This is a genomic window from Vibrio sp. 10N.261.52.C11, from assembly GCF_041471405.1.
In the GTDB taxonomy this organism is placed as follows: Bacteria; Pseudomonadota; Gammaproteobacteria; order Enterobacterales; family Vibrionaceae; genus Vibrio; species Vibrio crassostreae_C.
Genome location: NZ_JBFROI010000035.1, coordinates 19,133 through 35,437, shown reverse-complemented (window position 1 = coordinate 35,437; position 16,305 = coordinate 19,133). Strand labels below are relative to the sequence as shown.

Sequence of the window (16,305 nt, the reverse complement as noted above, 5' to 3'; positions counted from 1 at the left end):
AGAACCTCTCCCTTAAGAATTGACGCTAAAGATTACTGACCGTATACGTCGTAGTTGAAGTATTTAGCCGCGATATCTTGGTAGATGCCTTTTTCACGTAGTGAAAGGATTGCCGCATCTAATTGCTTAGTCAGATCTTTGTCTTGCTTACGTAGAGCAATACCAAAACCTTCGCCGAACCACTTAGGATCAGTTAGTGATGGACCAACGAACTCGTAGTCTTCACCACCAGCTTTGTTTAGCACGCCTTCTTCTAGAGCAGATGCATCACCTAGTACAGCAGCAACACGACCGTTTGCTAGATCAAGGTAAGCTTCGTCGAATGAACCGTAACGAACGATCTCTACTGTATCGCCGTAGTTGTCTGTTAGGTATTTATCGTGAGTTGTTGCACGTTGAACGGCAATCTTTTGACCGCTTAGATCATCAAAGTTAAGGCCTGCACCTTTCTTAGCGATGAACTTGTTTGGGATAAGTGCGTATTTACCAGTGAAGTCGATTTTTTTCTTACGCTCTTCCGTGATAGACATTGCCGCGATGATCGCATCATATTTACGAGCAAGTAGAGAAGGAATGATACCATCCCAGTCTTGTGCAACGATCTTACACTGCACCTGCATTTCAGTACAAAGTGCGTTAGCCATATCGACATCGAAGCCTTTCAGTGACCCGTCAGCTTCTGTCCAGCTAAATGGAGGGTAAGCACCTTCAATACCAAAGCGTACTGTTTTCCATTCTTTTGCTTGAGCTACGCCCGTTGCAGCAGTTGCAGCAAGTGCCGCGACTAATAACCACTTTTTCATATCCCTACTCCTGTGATTTAGGTTTTTATGTTTTGCTAGTTTTAATATTGTGTTTGTTGTTGCTTATTAACTTACTTGTTGTGTTTTATTGTTCACACCGTCGCTGTTTACCGTTGGCAACGGCGTTTCAATTCTGATTAGTAAATCGATGAGATAAATTGTTGTAAACGTTCAGATTCAGGTTCCCTAAACAGTTTAGCTGGATCGCCCTGTTCTTCCACTAGACCTTGGTGCAGGAACATCACATGGTTTGATACGTCACGAGCAAAAGCCATTTCATGTGTTACCACAAGCATGGTTCTTCCTTCTTCTGCTAGATCTCGCATTACACCGAGTACTTCGCCTACTAACTCAGGGTCAAGTGCTGATGTTGGCTCATCAAACAGCATCACTTCCGGATCAACCGCTAACGCTCGAGCAATTGCCGCTCGTTGTTGTTGTCCACCGGATAAATGACCTGGGTAGTAATCTTTGCGCTCATACAAGCCTACTTTTTTAAGTAGTAATTCTGCATTTTCAATCGCTTGAGCTTTAGGTACACCTAATACGTGAACGGGTGCTTCGATAACATTTTCGAGAACGGTCAGGTGAGACCAAAGATTGAAGCCTTGAAAAACCATCGCTAAGCGTGAACGGATACGCTGTACTTGTTTTTCGTTGACAGGAACAGATACGCCTTGGCGGTTGTTTTTCATTTGAATTAATTCGCCATTAACCCAAATCTCGCCTGCAGTTGGTGTCTCTAAAAGGTTGATACATCTAAGGAAAGTACTTTTACCCGACCCTGAAGATCCGATAATCGATACAACATCGCCTTTGTGCGCAGAAAGTGAAATTCCCTTTAAAACTTCATTTTGACCAAACGTTTTGTGTAGATCCTTTATGTCCAGCGCTGGTACATCTTTCATGCGCTTTCTCTCCCAAGTTTGTGAAAATGCAAGGTACTCCGACCTTTTCATGCGATACAAACTAGCACCACACGAAACAACATGCAACAAATTATTAACCTAATAAATTGGAATAAATAGCGATTCACTCTGACTTATTATGCAAAAGGTAGCGTTTTCGCCTCAATTTAATGAATGAGTTCTATCAATAAGCTGTAATTACACCCCTTACATTGTTTAAATAAAGTTAACCAAAATGAGATTCACGTAGCTTGATGTCTCACAAGAAAAACAAGTTTTGTGAACTTAGATACGCCGAGATCTGCAAAATATAATCTGCACGCTCAACACTACATACACACCGTAAGGCACAATTATTTTAAGGTTATTACATTGTAAGCATTTCACTCGGAACAGTTGGGAAGCAAGTAATAGTGAAATAACTCAGTAAGAATTGAGTATTGAACTCAAGCCATGACGACAAAGGCTCGAAGAAGATAGGTAAACGTCAATTTGTGAAAACTAATTACACGATTCATCAATGGGAAGTTAATGAATCGCTGCGTTTTGTAGCTTTCTTTCACATATACTCATAAAGTGATCAAGATCAATCACCCTAAAGGGTAAGCTTGTTAGACTCCTCAGCAAAGAATAAGGCATTAAAAATGCCAAACATTTCTTTTAACTTAGCTGCATAAAGCACATCAAAACCGTGCAACATGATGTTAATGAGTTATAACTAAGAAATAACGCAATTACGCAATTACGCGAACTTATAGAATTCAATTTTAGAATTACTAACATAAAATATGAGGAATCTATGTCAGACGTTGTGAACAATGCGAACTCTGAAGTAGAAGAGAAAAGCTATAAAGAGCTACACCGCCCTGCTTCTGAATTTGAGAACCGCTCAGATTATCTAGATCACGAACTTCAAATCATGAAGCCTCGCCGCTTTGGCCTAAACCTTCCTGGCCGTGACTTCCGCTTTGAACTAGAAGACCTTGTTCCTGCACTGGCTGGTACCATTGGTATCATCGCGATGTACTCTGCAGTAATGATGTCTTGGGCTGAAGGCCTAACTCAAGCTTGGGATCACGTAAACCTTGGTAAAGACTTTGCGATTGAAGTCGCTCGTGTAGAAATGCTTATCCCTGCACTGCTGTTCTGTATCCTTGCTTCTGGTTTCTTTAACCCTAAAGCTAACCTTGCCGGTAACCACGGCCCAATGATTCCTCTTATTGGTACCATCGCTCTTGCTGGTGCTCACCCTCTTGCATTGGCAATCCTTATCGGTGTCTTCGGTCTTATCCTAAGCTTCCTAAAAGGTGGGTCTAAACTTGTTAACCTTACCTCTGAAGGTACGGCGGGTGGCTTGCTCATCTTCTTGGGTCTAACCGGTACAATGAGCCAAATCAACTCAATTCAAGCTTGGGCTGTTGGTCTTCAGTCTGACACTGTCGCTGCTGGTAGCATGGGTTACATCGGTTTGATTGTTCTAGCCGTTACCATCGGTCTATATGCATTCCTTGCTAAAGTGAACAAGCGTTGGTTAGCAATCCCTGTTTGTGCTTTCACTGGTCTAGCTATTGCTCTAGTACTTGGTGCTGGTTTCGATATCAAATTCGTAACTGAAACAGGCATTCCAAACCTAAACCCAATCTACTGGTGGGGTTCTACTGAAGAAGGTTGGATGCTTGGTTTACCAAACGTTGAGCACTTCATCGCTTCTCTACCATTTGCAATCCTAGCAGTAGCAATGTGGTCACCTGACTTCCTAGGTCACCGTATCTTCCAAGAACTGAACTACCCTAAAAAGTCTGAAAAAGTACTGATGGACGTAGACGACACAATGACTATGTGTTCAGTTCGTCAAATGGTAGGTACAGCAGTTGGTGGTGGTAACATCACTTCATCTTGGGGTACTTACATGATCCCAGCAGCAATCGCGAAACGTCCAATCCCTGGCGGCGCAATCTTGCTTGGCTCTCTATGTATTATTGTTGCGATTCTTGGCTTCCCAATGGACGTAGCAGTATGGCCACCAGTGATGCGTGTTGCGCTACTTGTAGGTGTATCTCTACCTCTACTTGAAGCGGGTATGCAGATGGTTAAAGATTCAAAAGACTCTCAAGCAGCTGGTATCTGTATCTTCGGTTCAGCGGTTGTTAACCCAGTATTAGCATGGGCACTGACTATGCTTCTAGATAATAACGGTCTAATTGGTGATAAAGAGCGTGCGAAGCGTCTATCATTTGTAGATAAGATTGTTATCCCAGTTGGCGTTTTAGTTATCTGTCTAGTAGCAATGCTTGCAGTTGGTATGCTAGAAAGTCAATATGGCCTAAAAGCTTGGCTATAATGGTCCTTACTACACAAAAGTAGTATTAGGATTAAAAAAAAGTTTGGGTGGCAACCCCTGCCACTCAAATTTTTTCAACTTTTTTTGGCATTTATTGATTTAGTTTAAGGTTTGCAGAAATTTTTTAGCGTAGTCTTGAATTCATAGAGTAAAGACAACATATAAAAGGTAGTGACAATATATATAACCATATGACGCTTATATGCTCATATATATTGTTATTAATAAGAGTGTACTACCCTTACGAGGGGCGCTGGCTCAACAGTGTTAATGTACGTATTTTTTCTACTAAAAAGGTAGGTATGTCATGGCAGAGCAATTTGCTAAAGCTTGGGAAGATTTTGCTGCAGGTGAGTGGCAAAGCGAAGTAAACGTTCGTGATTTCATTCAAAAGAACTACACGCCGTATGAAGGCGACGAGTCTTTCCTAGTTTCTGAGGGTACTGAAGCAACTAACAAGCTTTGGTCTTCGGTAATGGAAGGTATCAAACAGGAAAACGCAACTAAAGCACCTGTAGATTTCGATACTTCTGTTATCTCTACCATTACTGCTCACGATGCAGGTTACATTGAGAAAGATCTTGAGACTATCGTTGGTCTACAAACTGAGAAGCCACTAAAACGTGCAATCATCCCTAACGGTGGTGTGCGTATGGTTGAAGGTTCTTGTAAAGCATACGGTGAAACTCTTGACCCAATGGTTTCAAAAATCTACTCAGAATACCGCAAAACACACAATGCTGGCGTTTTCGATATCTACACTCCTGATATCCTAAAATGTCGTAAGTCTGGTGTTCTGACTGGTCTTCCTGATGCTTACGGCCGTGGTCGTATCATTGGTGACTACCGTCGTGTTGCACTTTACGGTATTGATTTCCTAATGAAAGACAAGCAAGCTCAATTTGCTTCTCTTCAAGAGCAATTCGAAAACGGTGAAAACCTAGCAGAAACAATGCAACTGCGTGAAGAGATCTCTGAGCAACATCGTGCTCTAGGTCAAATCAAGCAAATGGCTGAGAAATACGGTTTCGATATCTCTGAGCCAGCTCAAACAGCTCAAGAAGCTATCCAGTGGACTTACTTCGGCTACCTAGCTGCTGTTAAATCTCAAAACGGTGCTGCAATGTCTCTAGGTCGTACTTCGACTTTCCTAGACATCTACATCGAGCGTGATATCGCTGCTGGCAAGATCACTGAAGAACAAGCACAAGAAATGATCGACCACTTCGTAATGAAACTGCGTATGGTTCGTTTCCTACGTACTCCTGAGTACGATGAGCTGTTCTCTGGCGACCCAATCTGGGCAACAGAGTCTATGGGTGGTATGGGTATCGACGGTCGTACGCTAGTAACGCGTTCGAACTTCCGTTTCCTAAACTCTCTATACACTATGGGTCCTTCTCCAGAGCCAAACATCACTGTTCTTTGGTCTGAGCAACTACCTGACGGCTTCAAGCGTTTCTGTGCGAAGGTATCTATCGATACTTCTTCTATCCAGTACGAAAATGATGACCTAATGCGTCCTGACCTAGAGTCTGATGATTACGCTATCGCTTGTTGCGTATCTCCAATGATCGTTGGTAAGCAAATGCAGTTCTTCGGTGCTCGTGCTAACCTTGCGAAAACAATGCTTTACGCAATCAACGGCGGTGTGGACGAGAAACTTAAGATGCAAGTTGGTCCTGTTTCAGACAAGATCACTGACGAAGTTCTTAACTACGATGACGTAATGGGTCGCCTAGACACATTCATGGACTGGTTAGCTAAGCAATACGTGACTGCACTAAACAGCATTCACTACATGCACGACAAGTACAGCTACGAAGCGTCTCTAATGGCTCTTCATGACCGTGATGTTCGTCGTACTATGGCTTGTGGTATCGCTGGTCTATCTGTTGCAGCTGACTCACTGTCTGCAATTAAGTTTGCTAAAGTGAAGCCAATCCGTGACGAAGACGGTATCGCAACTGACTTCGAAATCGAAGGCGATTACCCTAAATACGGTAACAACGACTCTCGTGTAGATGATATTGCTTGTGAACTAGTTTCTACGTTCATGAACAAGATCCGTAAGCTTAAGACTTACCGTAACTCTATCCCTACACAGTCAGTTCTTACTATCACGTCTAACGTTGTATACGGTAAGAAAACTGGTAACACTCCAGACGGTCGTCGTGCTGGCGCTCCTTTCGCTCCTGGTGCAAACCCAATGCACGGTCGTGATGAGAAAGGTGCTGTAGCATCACTAACGTCTGTAGGTAAACTACCGTTTGCTGACGCACAAGATGGTATCTCTTACACGTTCTCTATCGTGCCAAACGCACTAGGTAAAGAACAAGACAGCCAACGTGCTAACCTTGCAGGCCTAATGGATGGTTACTTCCACCACGAAGCTGGCATTGAAGGTGGTCAACACCTTAACGTTAACGTTCTTAACCGCGAAACTCTTGAAGACGCAGTTAAGCACCCTGAGAAATACCCTCAGCTAACAATCCGTGTATCTGGTTACGCTGTTCGCTTTAACTCTCTAACTGCAGAGCAACAAGCTGACGTAATCGCACGTACATTTACTGAGTCTCTATAAGCTCACGCTCAATAGACAGTAAATAATATTAGCCTCGCCAATGTGCGGGGCTTTTTTATATCTGAAATAAATCGCACTACACTCACCTATCCCGCGAAATGTTAGGTTGAGCAAAAAAGCACCCTGCCATTCACTTTTTTTCCACAAATTCTGTCAAATTACGGTAATATCGCGGTTCATAATTTAAGAGTAACTGCTCCATGAAATACCTGCGTTGTTTACCCCTGATTCTTCTCTCTTTCTCATCTTTAGCCTCTGAGCGTTCTACGTTAACTTTTGCTTTAGATAATGATGGTATTTTTGGTGTCGACCAAGACTATACCAACGGCTTATTTCTGGGTTACACATCATCAAGTATTACGCCATATAACTGGGTAAAACCATTGAGTCTTTCCTACTGGGGCGCAAGCTCTCTAGACAAGTGGGAAATCACCATTGGCCACAAGATGTATACGCCTTCTGACATTGAGTTAGAAACGCCATCGCCTAATGATCGCCCATACGCAGGTTACCTTCACACTGAATTCAATTACATCAGCTTAAACCCACAGCAAGCCCAGCGTTTTAATATCACGTTTGGTACTACGGGCGAACGTGCACTGTCTGAAGATGCTCAAAAGCTGGTTCACTCAATCACTAAGTCGGATGAGCCGATGGGTTGGGAATACCAAGTCGATGATGAATGGGCGGGAAGCGTTGGTTACCTAAGCCATTTCAACCTAATGCGTAATCAAGCTCTTGCGAATACTGACTACGAAATCTCTAACGTTTCTGAAATCAACGTCGGTAACTTTAGAAGTGACATTTCAACGGGCTTCATGTTTCGTTGGGGTACAGACTTAGGCGGTAACTTTGGTGCAGCTAACATCACCACAGAAAACCCATTCAAACCGGGCATGATCGGCGCATCAAACGCTGGTTGGTTTACCTATGCAGGCCTCGAAGGTCGCTACCGATTCAACGACCTGACTATCGAAGGCGATCGCTCAGGTGTTGATGAGTACGCTAATAAAAACAACGAAGATCCAGCGATCTACGATGTGACTTTAGAGAACATTCAAGCAACTGCTGTATTGGGTGTCGCTTGGTATAACCGATACGTTGGTGCCTCTTTCGCGCTAACCGCAAAAACACCGGATTACGAAGAAGCGAAAGAGTCAGTGTACACCACTGGCGGTATCACAATGTTTGCTTTCTTCTAGCCACCAGTAAGGGCTTTCGTCCTTTACTTTTCAAGTTTAATAAAGGCAATCATCTTCACAGGTGGTTGCCTTTATTTTTAAAGGTCTCGTTACCATTTGACCCTATTTTATGTACCGTTTTTGTAATAAAATAAACGGTATAAATTCCTCTACGAGAATAGCTCATGTCTACAACTGGTCGCATTCACTCATTCGAATCTTGTGGTACTGTCGATGGCCCTGGTATCCGCTTTATTGTGTTTCTTCAAGGCTGCTTAATGCGTTGTATGTACTGTCATAACCGTGATACATGGGATCTTCATGACGGAAAGGAAGTAACGGTCGAAGAGATCATCAACGAAGCAAAATCATACCGTCATTTCATGAAAGCATCGGGCGGTGGTATCACCTGTTCTGGTGGTGAAGCGATGCTACAACCTGAGTTTGTTCGTGATTTTTTCCGCGCAGCTCAAGCTGAAGGCATCCACACTTGTCTTGATACTAATGGCTACATTCGTAAGCACACTGAAGTGGTTGATGAAGTCCTAGAAGCCTCTGATCTAGTTATGTTGGATCTTAAGCACATGCGAGATGAGATTCACCACGATTTCATTGGTGTATCAAACAGACGTACTCTGGATTTCGCACGCTACTTACACAAAATCGGTAAGAAAACGTGGATTCGTTATGTGATTGTCCCTGGCTACACGGACACACCTGAAGATGCTCATCTGCTAGGCGAATTCATCAAAGACATGGATAACATCGAGAAAGTAGAACTGCTTCCATACCATAAGCTTGGTGCACATAAGTGGGAAGCACTTGGTTTTGACTACCCTCTTGAAGGTACAAACCCGCCAAGCAAAGAGAAAATGGATGAGATTGTTGCTGTTCTTAGCCAGTATCATTCAAACGTAAAATACTAATACTGCAGACGATGCTCAACCTCTATTTTAAACGCCTCAATTTCGATTGGGGCGTTTTCTTTTCTAGCGCTAACTATCCTTTCACTTTTCTTTACAACTTTTGTTTATCAATTAAAAAAATCATATTAAATCCGTGTTGAGATCATGTTTCCACGCGTAGGAATGCTGTTACTCTTACTGCAACAAAAGAATATAACATTTAGTTTTTTAGTGAGGCTCATCCCATGGAAATGACCAATGCTCAGCGTCTAATTCTATCAAATCAATACTACCTAATGTCTCAAATGAACCCTGAGAACTCGGCGAAATACCAGCGTCTACAAACGATTGTAGAACGTGGTTACGAACTCCAAATGCGTGAACTTAACAAAGAGTTTGGTTGTTTGACTGAAGCAGAATGTCGCGAAATTATCGACATCATGGAGATGTACCATGCAATGCAAGAGTCGAACAAAATGCTTGCAGAACAAGAGCGTGCTGAAGTAGACCAACGTCGCCTGCAGTTCTTAGGTTTTGATATCGCTTCTGAAGCGCAGATCGTACACTACGTGCGTTTCCTTGTTGATTCTGAAGGTCTTTACCCTCAATTCGACAAAGCCGATCACCACTTCAATAGCCAGATGCCAATGCTAGAGAAGTACCGTCGCATGCTAACAACATGGCGCAACTGCCCTCGTCAGTACCACCTATGTGCGACAGAGCTATCTCAAATCTTTAGCGCTTAATTCGTTAATAGATCAGCGATAACTTTTAAAAAGTTTCAAGAAAAAGGGTTACTCATCATGAGTAACCCTTTTTTTAATGTTCGCACACAAAGAGAAAAACCAAAGCAACTAGAAAACGTAAGCAACACCAACGTTCGCGGCCATGTTGATACCACTTTCAAGTATTGGGCTATTCTCTATATCACCTTCAAGGTTGGTATAACGAACGCCACCAGTTACTCGAACATTTGGCGTAACATGCAGATAGCCACTATTTTGAACCCATTATTCTTCACTACATCTACCTATTTATTGAGCAATTTTTGATAACTTAGCGCATTATATGGTACTCCATTCCAAAAATCAATAGAGCCCAGTTATACATCTAATGCACATAAATCCATTGTGAGTATTGTTAAGCGACCTAAAATCTCAAAACAAACGGCCAGATCCCCTCGAATGTAAAATAATTTGATTCTACGCGCCTCAAGTTACCTATTGCGCTCGCCACGTTTTTCACACGCAAAATTGTAAATAAATACATAATTGTTAAGCAAAATTGTGGAAGCGGGTCTAACCTTAAAATGTAGGGAGAGCCTATTTTTCAATCGCTCGTCAGTTTTGACTGGTTAACAAGGGGAATGTGACTATGAGTATCTTTGACCACTATCAATCACGTTATGAAGCAGCCAAGGAAGAAGAGCTGACATTGCAGGAGTTCTTAGGGCTGTGTAAAGACGATAAAAGTGCTTACGCTAATGCTGCCGAGCGCTTATTACTAGCCATTGGCGAACCAGAGGTTATTGACACTGCTCAAGACCCTCAACTGAGTCGTATTTTCTCGAACCGTGTCATCTCACGCTACAGCGAATTTAAAGATTTCTACGGTATGGAAGATGCGATTGAACAGATTGTTTCTTACTTAAAACATGCTGCGCAAGGTTTAGAAGAACGTAAACAAATCCTTTACCTACTTGGCCCTGTGGGCGGTGGTAAATCTTCTCTCGCTGAAAAACTCAAAGCCCTGATGCAGAAACTACCAATCTATGTATTGTCTGCTGACGGTGAACGAAGCCCAGTAAACGATCACCCATTCTGTCTATTCGACGTTAACGAAGACGGCGACTTATTGAAGAATGAATATGGCATTGAGAAACGCTATCTTCGCTCAATTATGTCTCCGTGGGCAGCGAAACGTCTGCACGATTTTGGCGGTGATATTTCCAAATTCAAAGTCATCAAACTGCGCCCTTCTATTCTCGATCAAGTTGCGATCGCGAAAACGGAGCCAGGTGATGAAAACAACCAAGATATCTCGTCTCTGGTTGGTAAAGTTGATATTCGTAAACTTGAACACTTCTCTCAAGATGATCCTGATGCCTACAGCTACTCTGGTGCGCTTTGTAAAGCCAACCAAGGTGTGATGGAATTCGTGGAGATGTTCAAAGCGCCAATCAAAGTATTACACCCTCTACTTACGGCAACACAAGAAGGTAACTTCAACGGTACCGAAGGGCTTTCTGCACTGCCATTTGACGGTATGATTCTCGCTCACTCGAACGAATCTGAGTGGCAGACCTTCCGTAACAACAAAAACAACGAAGCATTCCTCGACCGTGTGTACATTGTAAAAGTCCCTTACTGTCTGCGTGTGTCTGAAGAAGTTAAGATCTACAAGAAACTGCTTGAGCACAGTGAGCTATCCCAAGCGCCTTGCTCACCAAGCACACTCGATCTGCTATCGCAATTCAGCATTCTTTCGAGACTAAAAGAGCCTGAAAACTCATCTCTATTCTCTAAGATGCGTGTTTACGATGGTGAGACTCTAAAAGACACCGATCCAAAAGCGAAGAGCTACCAAGAGTACCGAGATTATGCTGGCGTTGACGAAGGCATGTCTGGGCTATCAACGCGTTTCGCCTTTAAGATCCTGTCTCGTGTGTTTAACTTCGACCAAGCCGAAGTGGCCGCGAACCCAGTGCACCTGTTCTACGTTATTGAGCAGCAAATCGAACGGGAGCAGTTCCCTCAAGAGACCGCCGAGAAGTACCTAGAGTTCTTGAAAGGATACCTAGTGCCACGCTACGTAGAGTTCATCGGTAAAGAAATTCAAACCGCTTATCTAGAGTCTTACTCTGAGTACGGTCAGAATATCTTCGACCGCTATGTCACCTACGCAGATTTCTGGATTCAAGACCAAGAGTACCGCGACCCAGAAACAGGCCAACTATTTGACCGTGCTTCTCTGAATGGAGAACTAGAGAAAATCGAGAAGACAGCCGGTATCAGTAACCCTAAAGACTTCCGAAATGAGATTGTGAACTTTGTGCTTCGTGCCAAAGCCAACAATAACGGTCAAAACCCAGTGTGGACGAGCTACGAGAAACTGCGCACTGTGATTGAGAAGAAAATGTTCTCTAACACAGAAGAGCTACTTCCTGTTATTTCGTTCAATGCTAAGACCTCAACGGATGATCAGAAAAAACATGACGACTTCGTTGCTCGTATGATGGAAAAAGGCTACACCGAGAAGCAAGTGAGACTGCTATCTGAGTGGTACCTAAGAGTTCGTAAATCCTCATAACTAAACGGTATTGAGCTGCTCAACTGAGCAGCTCGTATAAACCAATAACTTTTATACCTTAGTAAATCAATAACTCTTATACCCGAATAAAAAGTAGGATCGCGACATCAGCTGAGAGGGAGTTCTTATGGCACAATTTATCGATCGGAGGCTCAATGGCAAAAATAAGAGTGCTGTGAATAGACAGCGTTTCTTACGACGCCATAAAGAGCAAATCAAAGAATCTGTGGCCGATGCAGTTAACCGACGCTCAATCACCAATACAGAAACAGGTGAAGACGTCACTATTCCCCATAAAGACATCAAAGAGCCGAACTTTCACCAAGGTCAAGGCGGCGTAAGAGAGCGCGTTCACCCAGGTAATGATCAGTTCATCACTGGCGATAAAATCGAACGCCCTAAAGGTGGTGGTCAAGGTGGTGGCTCAGGCCAAGGCGACGCAAGCCCTGACGGCGAAGGCCAAGATGAATTTACCTTCCAAATTTCAAAAGATGAGTATCTTGATATTCTCTTTGAAGATTTAGCTCTACCTAATCTAGAGAAAAATCAGGTCAACAAAATCACCGAATGGAAAACTCACCGCTCTGGTTACCAAAGCGCGGGGATTCCATCCAACATCGCTATCGTTCGTTCACTACAGCAATCTCTGGCTCGTAGAACCGCGATGACAGCAGGTAAAAAGCGCGAGCTTAACCTACTGATGGAACAGCTTGACCAAGTTAAAATGACGGAGCCGGCACAACCTTTTGAGGAAGGTCGCCTCAAAGAAGAGATTGCCGAGTTACGTAAAAAGATTGAAAGCGTGCCGTTCATTGACACCTTCGACTTACGTTTTAAAAACTACGAGAAGCGCCCTATTCCATCTAGCCAAGCCGTGATGTTCTGTCTAATGGATGTATCGGGCTCTATGGATCAGGCCACAAAAGATATTGCGAAGCGCTTTTATGTTCTTCTGTATCTGTTCTTAAATCGCACCTACGAAAACGTCGATGTTGTGTTTATTCGTCACCATACTCAGGCTAAAGAGGTCGACGAACATGAGTTTTTCTACTCACAAGAAACGGGTGGCACCATTGTTTCGAGCGCACTGAAACTGATGAAGGAAATTGTCGCAGACCGCTACCCTGCTAATGAGTGGAACATCTATGCAGCACAAGCCTCTGATGGCGATAACTGGGCTGATGACTCTCCTCGTTGTAAAGAGTTACTGGTCAATACGCTTCTGCCAACTTGCCAATATTACTCTTACATCGAAATAACACGCCGCTCTCATCAAACGCTTTGGCACGAATACGAAAAACTCGAGAGTAGCTTTGACAACTTCGCCATGAAAAACATTAAAACGGTGGATGATATTTTTCCTGTGTTTAGAGAACTGTTCCAGAAAGAGACAGCGTAAGGGAGTTTGCCATGACAGCGAAATCAAACGTTGCAGAGAAAGACAAAGCTGCAAAGAAGAAAAACGACAAGATGCTGCCTGATGGTCCAGATTGGACATTCAACCTCTTGGAGAAATACCACGTAGAAATTAAGCGTGTGGCGCAGCATTACCGTTTAGACACTTACCCAAACCAGATTGAAGTGATTACTTCAGAACAGATGATGGATGCCTACTCGAGCATTGGTATGCCGATAAATTACAACCACTGGTCTTTTGGTAAGAAATTCATTCAAACCGAGCAAAACTACAAGCATGGCCAAATGGGCTTGGCATACGAAATCGTAATCAACTCCGATCCGTGTATCGCTTACCTGATGGAAGAGAACACGGTCACAATGCAGGCGCTGGTAATGGCTCACGCTTGTTATGGCCACAACTCTTTCTTTAAAGGCAACTACCTGTTCCAAACATGGACCGATGCCAGTTCCATCATCGATTACTTGTTGTTTGCTAAGAAGTACATCAGTGGTTGTGAAGAGAAATATGGTGTTGCTGAAGTCGAGCAGCTCCTTGATTCTTGTCACGCACTGATGAATTACGGCGTAGACCGATACAAACGCCCTGAGAAGATTTCCATTGCAGAAGAGACAGCAAGACAAGAAGAACGCGAAGCTTATCTGCAATCTCAAGTGAATGAGCTATGGCGAACCGTTCCTCAAAATAAAAGTAAGGAAGAAGAGACCAAGATCCGCTTTCCTAGCGAGCCTCAAGAAAACATTCTCTACTTTATCGAGAAGAACGCACCACTGCTTGAACCTTGGCAACGAGAGTGTGTTCGCATCGTTCGCAAAGTGAGCCAATACTTCTACCCTCAAAAACAAACTCAAGTGATGAACGAAGGCTGGGCAACCTTCTGGCATTACACCATTCTTAACCACCTTTACGACGAAGGCTTGGTGAGTGATAAGTTCATCTTAGAATTCCTACACAGCCATACCAGTGTCGTCGCACAACCTGCCTACAACAGTCCTTATTTCAGCGGTATAAACCCTTATGCGCTTGGCTTTGCGATGTTTAGAGACATCCGACGCATCTGTGAAGAGCCAACCGATGAAGATAGAGAGTGGTTCCCTGAGTTAGCCGGAAGTGATTGGTTAGAAGCGGTGCACTTTGCGATGCACAACTTCAAAGATGAAAGTTTCATCAGCCAATACCTTTCTCCAAAAATCATTCGAGACTTTAAGCTGTTCTCTGTACTCGACGACGACCGTAAAAATACCATTGAGGTGAGTGCTATTCATGATGATCCGGGCTATCGCCTGATTCGTGAGAAGCTTGCGGCGCAATACAACCTAAGTAACCTTGAACCAAACATTCAGGTGTTTAATGTCGATGTTCGTGGTGACCGCTCAATGACACTGCAATATGTGCCTCACGACCGCATCCCGCTTGATAAAGGCTACGACGAAGTGATGAAGCATCTCTATCGCTTGTGGGGCTTTGATGTGATTTTGGAAGAGCTCAAAGACACGGGTCATCGAGAAATCCTGACGACTTGTCCGAAACGCAATGACTATGGAGCCAAGATTTAATACCCATCATAGTAAGTAGATTATGGGTATAAAACTCCGCTCCCCCTACAACATAGTGGTCACCCGCTCGGAAGTGGAGCAATAAAAAAGCGCATAAGTCTGATGACTTATGCGCTTTCTTTTTAAGGCTCGAACTAAATAAGCTTAAACAATCGGCTTTTGACCGCGTTCAATCAGCTTCATCAGCACGCTGTCTGCAGATTTACCTGCCACGCCAGCTAGCTTGTCTGACAGCTTTTTCTTCTGTACATAGTGAATCGCTAGAACCGTCTTGTCTTTGCATGCTTCAACAACTAAGTCATCAGAAGTACGGATCTCATCCACCAGCCCAAGTTCATGTGCTTGTGTACCAAACCAGTGCTCACCCGTTGCAACCTTATCAAGGTCTAGCGCTGGACGATGGTCACGAATGAAGTCTTTGAATAAGCCGTGTGTCTCTTCTAGCTCTTCTTTGAACTTCTCACGTGCTTTATCGCTGTTCTCACCAAACATAGTCAGTGTGCGCTTGTACTCACCCGCAGTTAGCTGTTCAAACTCAATGTCGTGCTTTTTAAGCAGTTTATTGAAGTTTGGTAGTTGAGCAATCACGCCAATAGAACCAACGATAGCAAAAGGTGCTGATACGATTTTGTCTGCGATACATGCCATCATGTAACCACCGCTTGCTGCTACTTTGTCTACCGAGATAATCAAAGGCAGGCCAGCCGCTTTGATACGATCAAGTTGAGAAGACGCCAGACCATAGCCATGAACCATGCCACCGCCAGATTCAAGCTTAAGTAAGACTTCATCGCCTTCACGAGCCACAGCCAGAACCGCCGTTACCTCTTCACGCAATGAAGCCACTTCTTTCGCATCAATGCTGCCGTTAAAATCAAGAACGAATAGATGTGGTTCACGCTTGCTATCAAGCTCACCCTCTTTCGCTGCTTTCTTCACTTCTTTACCGCGTGATTTTACTTTCTCTTTTTCCGCTTTCTTTTCTGCTTTATCACGGGCTTTGATGAAAGCATCATCATGTAGATGGTGCTCTAATTGTTCAATCGTCTGTTTATGGTGTTCAGATAGGTTCGTGATTTCCAGCTCACCTTTAATCGCGCTTGATTTTCCACCCACAGATTTAGCAATGACTAAAATTGCAATGATGGCGATTACAACGGTCGCAATCTTGGCTAAAAACAAGCCGTAGTCCAACAAAAATTCCAATGTCATATCCCCTATTGTATGAATTAGTGTATTGTAACCATCTTGTCACGATTACCAAGAATTTCTCATCATTCCTGCGGTTATCTGTGTGATTA

11 protein-coding genes and 1 pseudogene are annotated in these 16,305 nt (G+C 43.5%); 8 read left to right on the top strand and 4 right to left on the bottom strand.

The window, feature by feature from the left end:
* Positions 1 to 32: 32 nt before the first annotated feature.
* On the bottom strand, positions 33 to 803 hold the full coding sequence (locus AB4323_RS14310; protein ID WP_010437364.1) for an ABC transporter substrate-binding protein: 771 nt from the start codon (positions 801 to 803) through the stop codon (positions 33 to 35).
* A 137-nt stretch (positions 804 to 940) separates the two neighbouring features.
* Positions 941 to 1,711 (bottom strand): ABC transporter ATP-binding protein, encoded by a 771-nt coding sequence (locus AB4323_RS14305; RefSeq protein WP_372102498.1) that lies wholly within the window; start codon positions 1,709 to 1,711, stop codon positions 941 to 943.
* A gap of 799 nt (positions 1,712 to 2,510) precedes the next feature.
* Between AB4323_RS14305 and AB4323_RS14300 the strand changes: the two genes are divergently transcribed.
* The 5 genes from AB4323_RS14300 to AB4323_RS14280 all read left to right on the top strand — a co-directional run bounded on the left by AB4323_RS14300 (position 2,511) and on the right by AB4323_RS14280 (position 9,468).
* The gene (locus AB4323_RS14300; protein ID WP_008220142.1) at positions 2,511 to 4,052 is read left to right on the top strand and encodes a DUF3360 family protein; all 1,542 of its coding nucleotides are present in this window, start codon (positions 2,511 to 2,513) and stop codon (positions 4,050 to 4,052) included.
* A gap of 307 nt (positions 4,053 to 4,359) precedes the next feature.
* A complete protein-coding gene (gene pflB, locus AB4323_RS14295; RefSeq protein WP_017063492.1) occupies positions 4,360 to 6,636 on the top strand; it encodes a formate C-acetyltransferase in 2,277 nt (758 codons plus the stop codon).
* 200 nt (positions 6,637 to 6,836) lie between these two features.
* Complete coding sequence (locus tag AB4323_RS14290; protein WP_017062129.1) at positions 6,837 to 7,838, top strand: lipid A deacylase LpxR family protein; 1,002 nt, start codon at positions 6,837 to 6,839, stop codon at positions 7,836 to 7,838.
* 164 nt (positions 7,839 to 8,002) lie between these two features.
* A complete protein-coding gene (gene pflA / locus AB4323_RS14285; protein ID WP_010437353.1) occupies positions 8,003 to 8,743 on the top strand; it encodes a pyruvate formate lyase 1-activating protein in 741 nt (246 codons plus the stop codon).
* 224 nt (positions 8,744 to 8,967) lie between these two features.
* Positions 8,968 to 9,468, top strand: coding sequence for a YfbU family protein (locus AB4323_RS14280; RefSeq protein WP_017070032.1), 501 nt, complete (start codon positions 8,968 to 8,970; stop codon positions 9,466 to 9,468).
* A 108-nt stretch (positions 9,469 to 9,576) separates the two neighbouring features.
* Here AB4323_RS14280 and AB4323_RS14275 read toward each other — a convergent pair.
* Positions 9,577 to 9,717: pseudogene (locus tag AB4323_RS14275) on the bottom strand (MipA/OmpV family protein); the annotation flags it as partial.
* A 379-nt stretch (positions 9,718 to 10,096) separates the two neighbouring features.
* Between AB4323_RS14275 and AB4323_RS14270 the strand changes: the two are divergent.
* The 3 genes from AB4323_RS14270 (at position 10,097) to AB4323_RS14260 (ending at position 15,004) form a co-directional block, all read left to right on the top strand.
* Positions 10,097 to 12,031: a PrkA family serine protein kinase gene (locus AB4323_RS14270; protein ID WP_017062132.1), complete on the top strand. Its 1,935-nt coding sequence runs from the start codon at positions 10,097 to 10,099 to the stop codon at positions 12,029 to 12,031.
* Between the two features lie 127 nt (positions 12,032 to 12,158).
* The gene (locus AB4323_RS14265) at positions 12,159 to 13,430 is read left to right on the top strand and encodes a YeaH/YhbH family protein (RefSeq protein WP_017062133.1); all 1,272 of its coding nucleotides are present in this window, start codon (positions 12,159 to 12,161) and stop codon (positions 13,428 to 13,430) included.
* A gap of 11 nt (positions 13,431 to 13,441) precedes the next feature.
* Positions 13,442 to 15,004 carry a SpoVR family protein gene (locus AB4323_RS14260; protein WP_050634858.1) on the top strand — a complete coding sequence of 521 codons (1,563 nt, stop codon included), beginning with the start codon at positions 13,442 to 13,444 and terminating at the stop codon, positions 15,002 to 15,004.
* Positions 15,005 to 15,148: 144 nt separating this feature from the next.
* Here AB4323_RS14260 and sohB read toward each other — a convergent pair whose 3' ends face one another.
* Positions 15,149 to 16,216, bottom strand: a complete 1,068-nt coding sequence (sohB, locus tag AB4323_RS14255; RefSeq protein WP_065583981.1) for a protease SohB — start codon at positions 16,214 to 16,216, stop codon at positions 15,149 to 15,151.
* Between the last annotated feature and the right edge of the window lie 89 nt (positions 16,217 to 16,305).

Excerpts from the sequence above, each read along its gene's own strand:
- AB4323_RS14310 (WP_010437364.1), bottom strand. The coding sequence starts at position 803 with ATGAAAAAGTGGTTATTAGTCGCGGCACTTGCTGCAACTGCTGCAACG.
- AB4323_RS14305 (WP_372102498.1), bottom strand. The coding sequence starts at position 1,711 with ATGAAAGATGTACCAGCGCTGGACATAAAGGATCTACACAAAACGTTT.
- AB4323_RS14300 (WP_008220142.1), top strand. The coding sequence starts at position 2,511 with ATGTCAGACGTTGTGAACAATGCGAACTCTGAAGTAGAAGAGAAAAGC.
- pflB (WP_017063492.1), top strand. The coding sequence starts at position 4,360 with ATGGCAGAGCAATTTGCTAAAGCTTGGGAAGATTTTGCTGCAGGTGAG.
- AB4323_RS14290 (WP_017062129.1), top strand. The coding sequence starts at position 6,837 with ATGAAATACCTGCGTTGTTTACCCCTGATTCTTCTCTCTTTCTCATCT.
- pflA (WP_010437353.1), top strand. The coding sequence starts at position 8,003 with ATGTCTACAACTGGTCGCATTCACTCATTCGAATCTTGTGGTACTGTC.
- AB4323_RS14280 (WP_017070032.1), top strand. The coding sequence starts at position 8,968 with ATGGAAATGACCAATGCTCAGCGTCTAATTCTATCAAATCAATACTAC.
- AB4323_RS14270 (WP_017062132.1), top strand. The coding sequence starts at position 10,097 with ATGAGTATCTTTGACCACTATCAATCACGTTATGAAGCAGCCAAGGAA.
- AB4323_RS14265 (WP_017062133.1), top strand. The coding sequence starts at position 12,159 with ATGGCACAATTTATCGATCGGAGGCTCAATGGCAAAAATAAGAGTGCT.
- AB4323_RS14260 (WP_050634858.1), top strand. The coding sequence starts at position 13,442 with ATGACAGCGAAATCAAACGTTGCAGAGAAAGACAAAGCTGCAAAGAAG.
- sohB (WP_065583981.1), bottom strand. The coding sequence starts at position 16,216 with ATGACATTGGAATTTTTGTTGGACTACGGCTTGTTTTTAGCCAAGATT.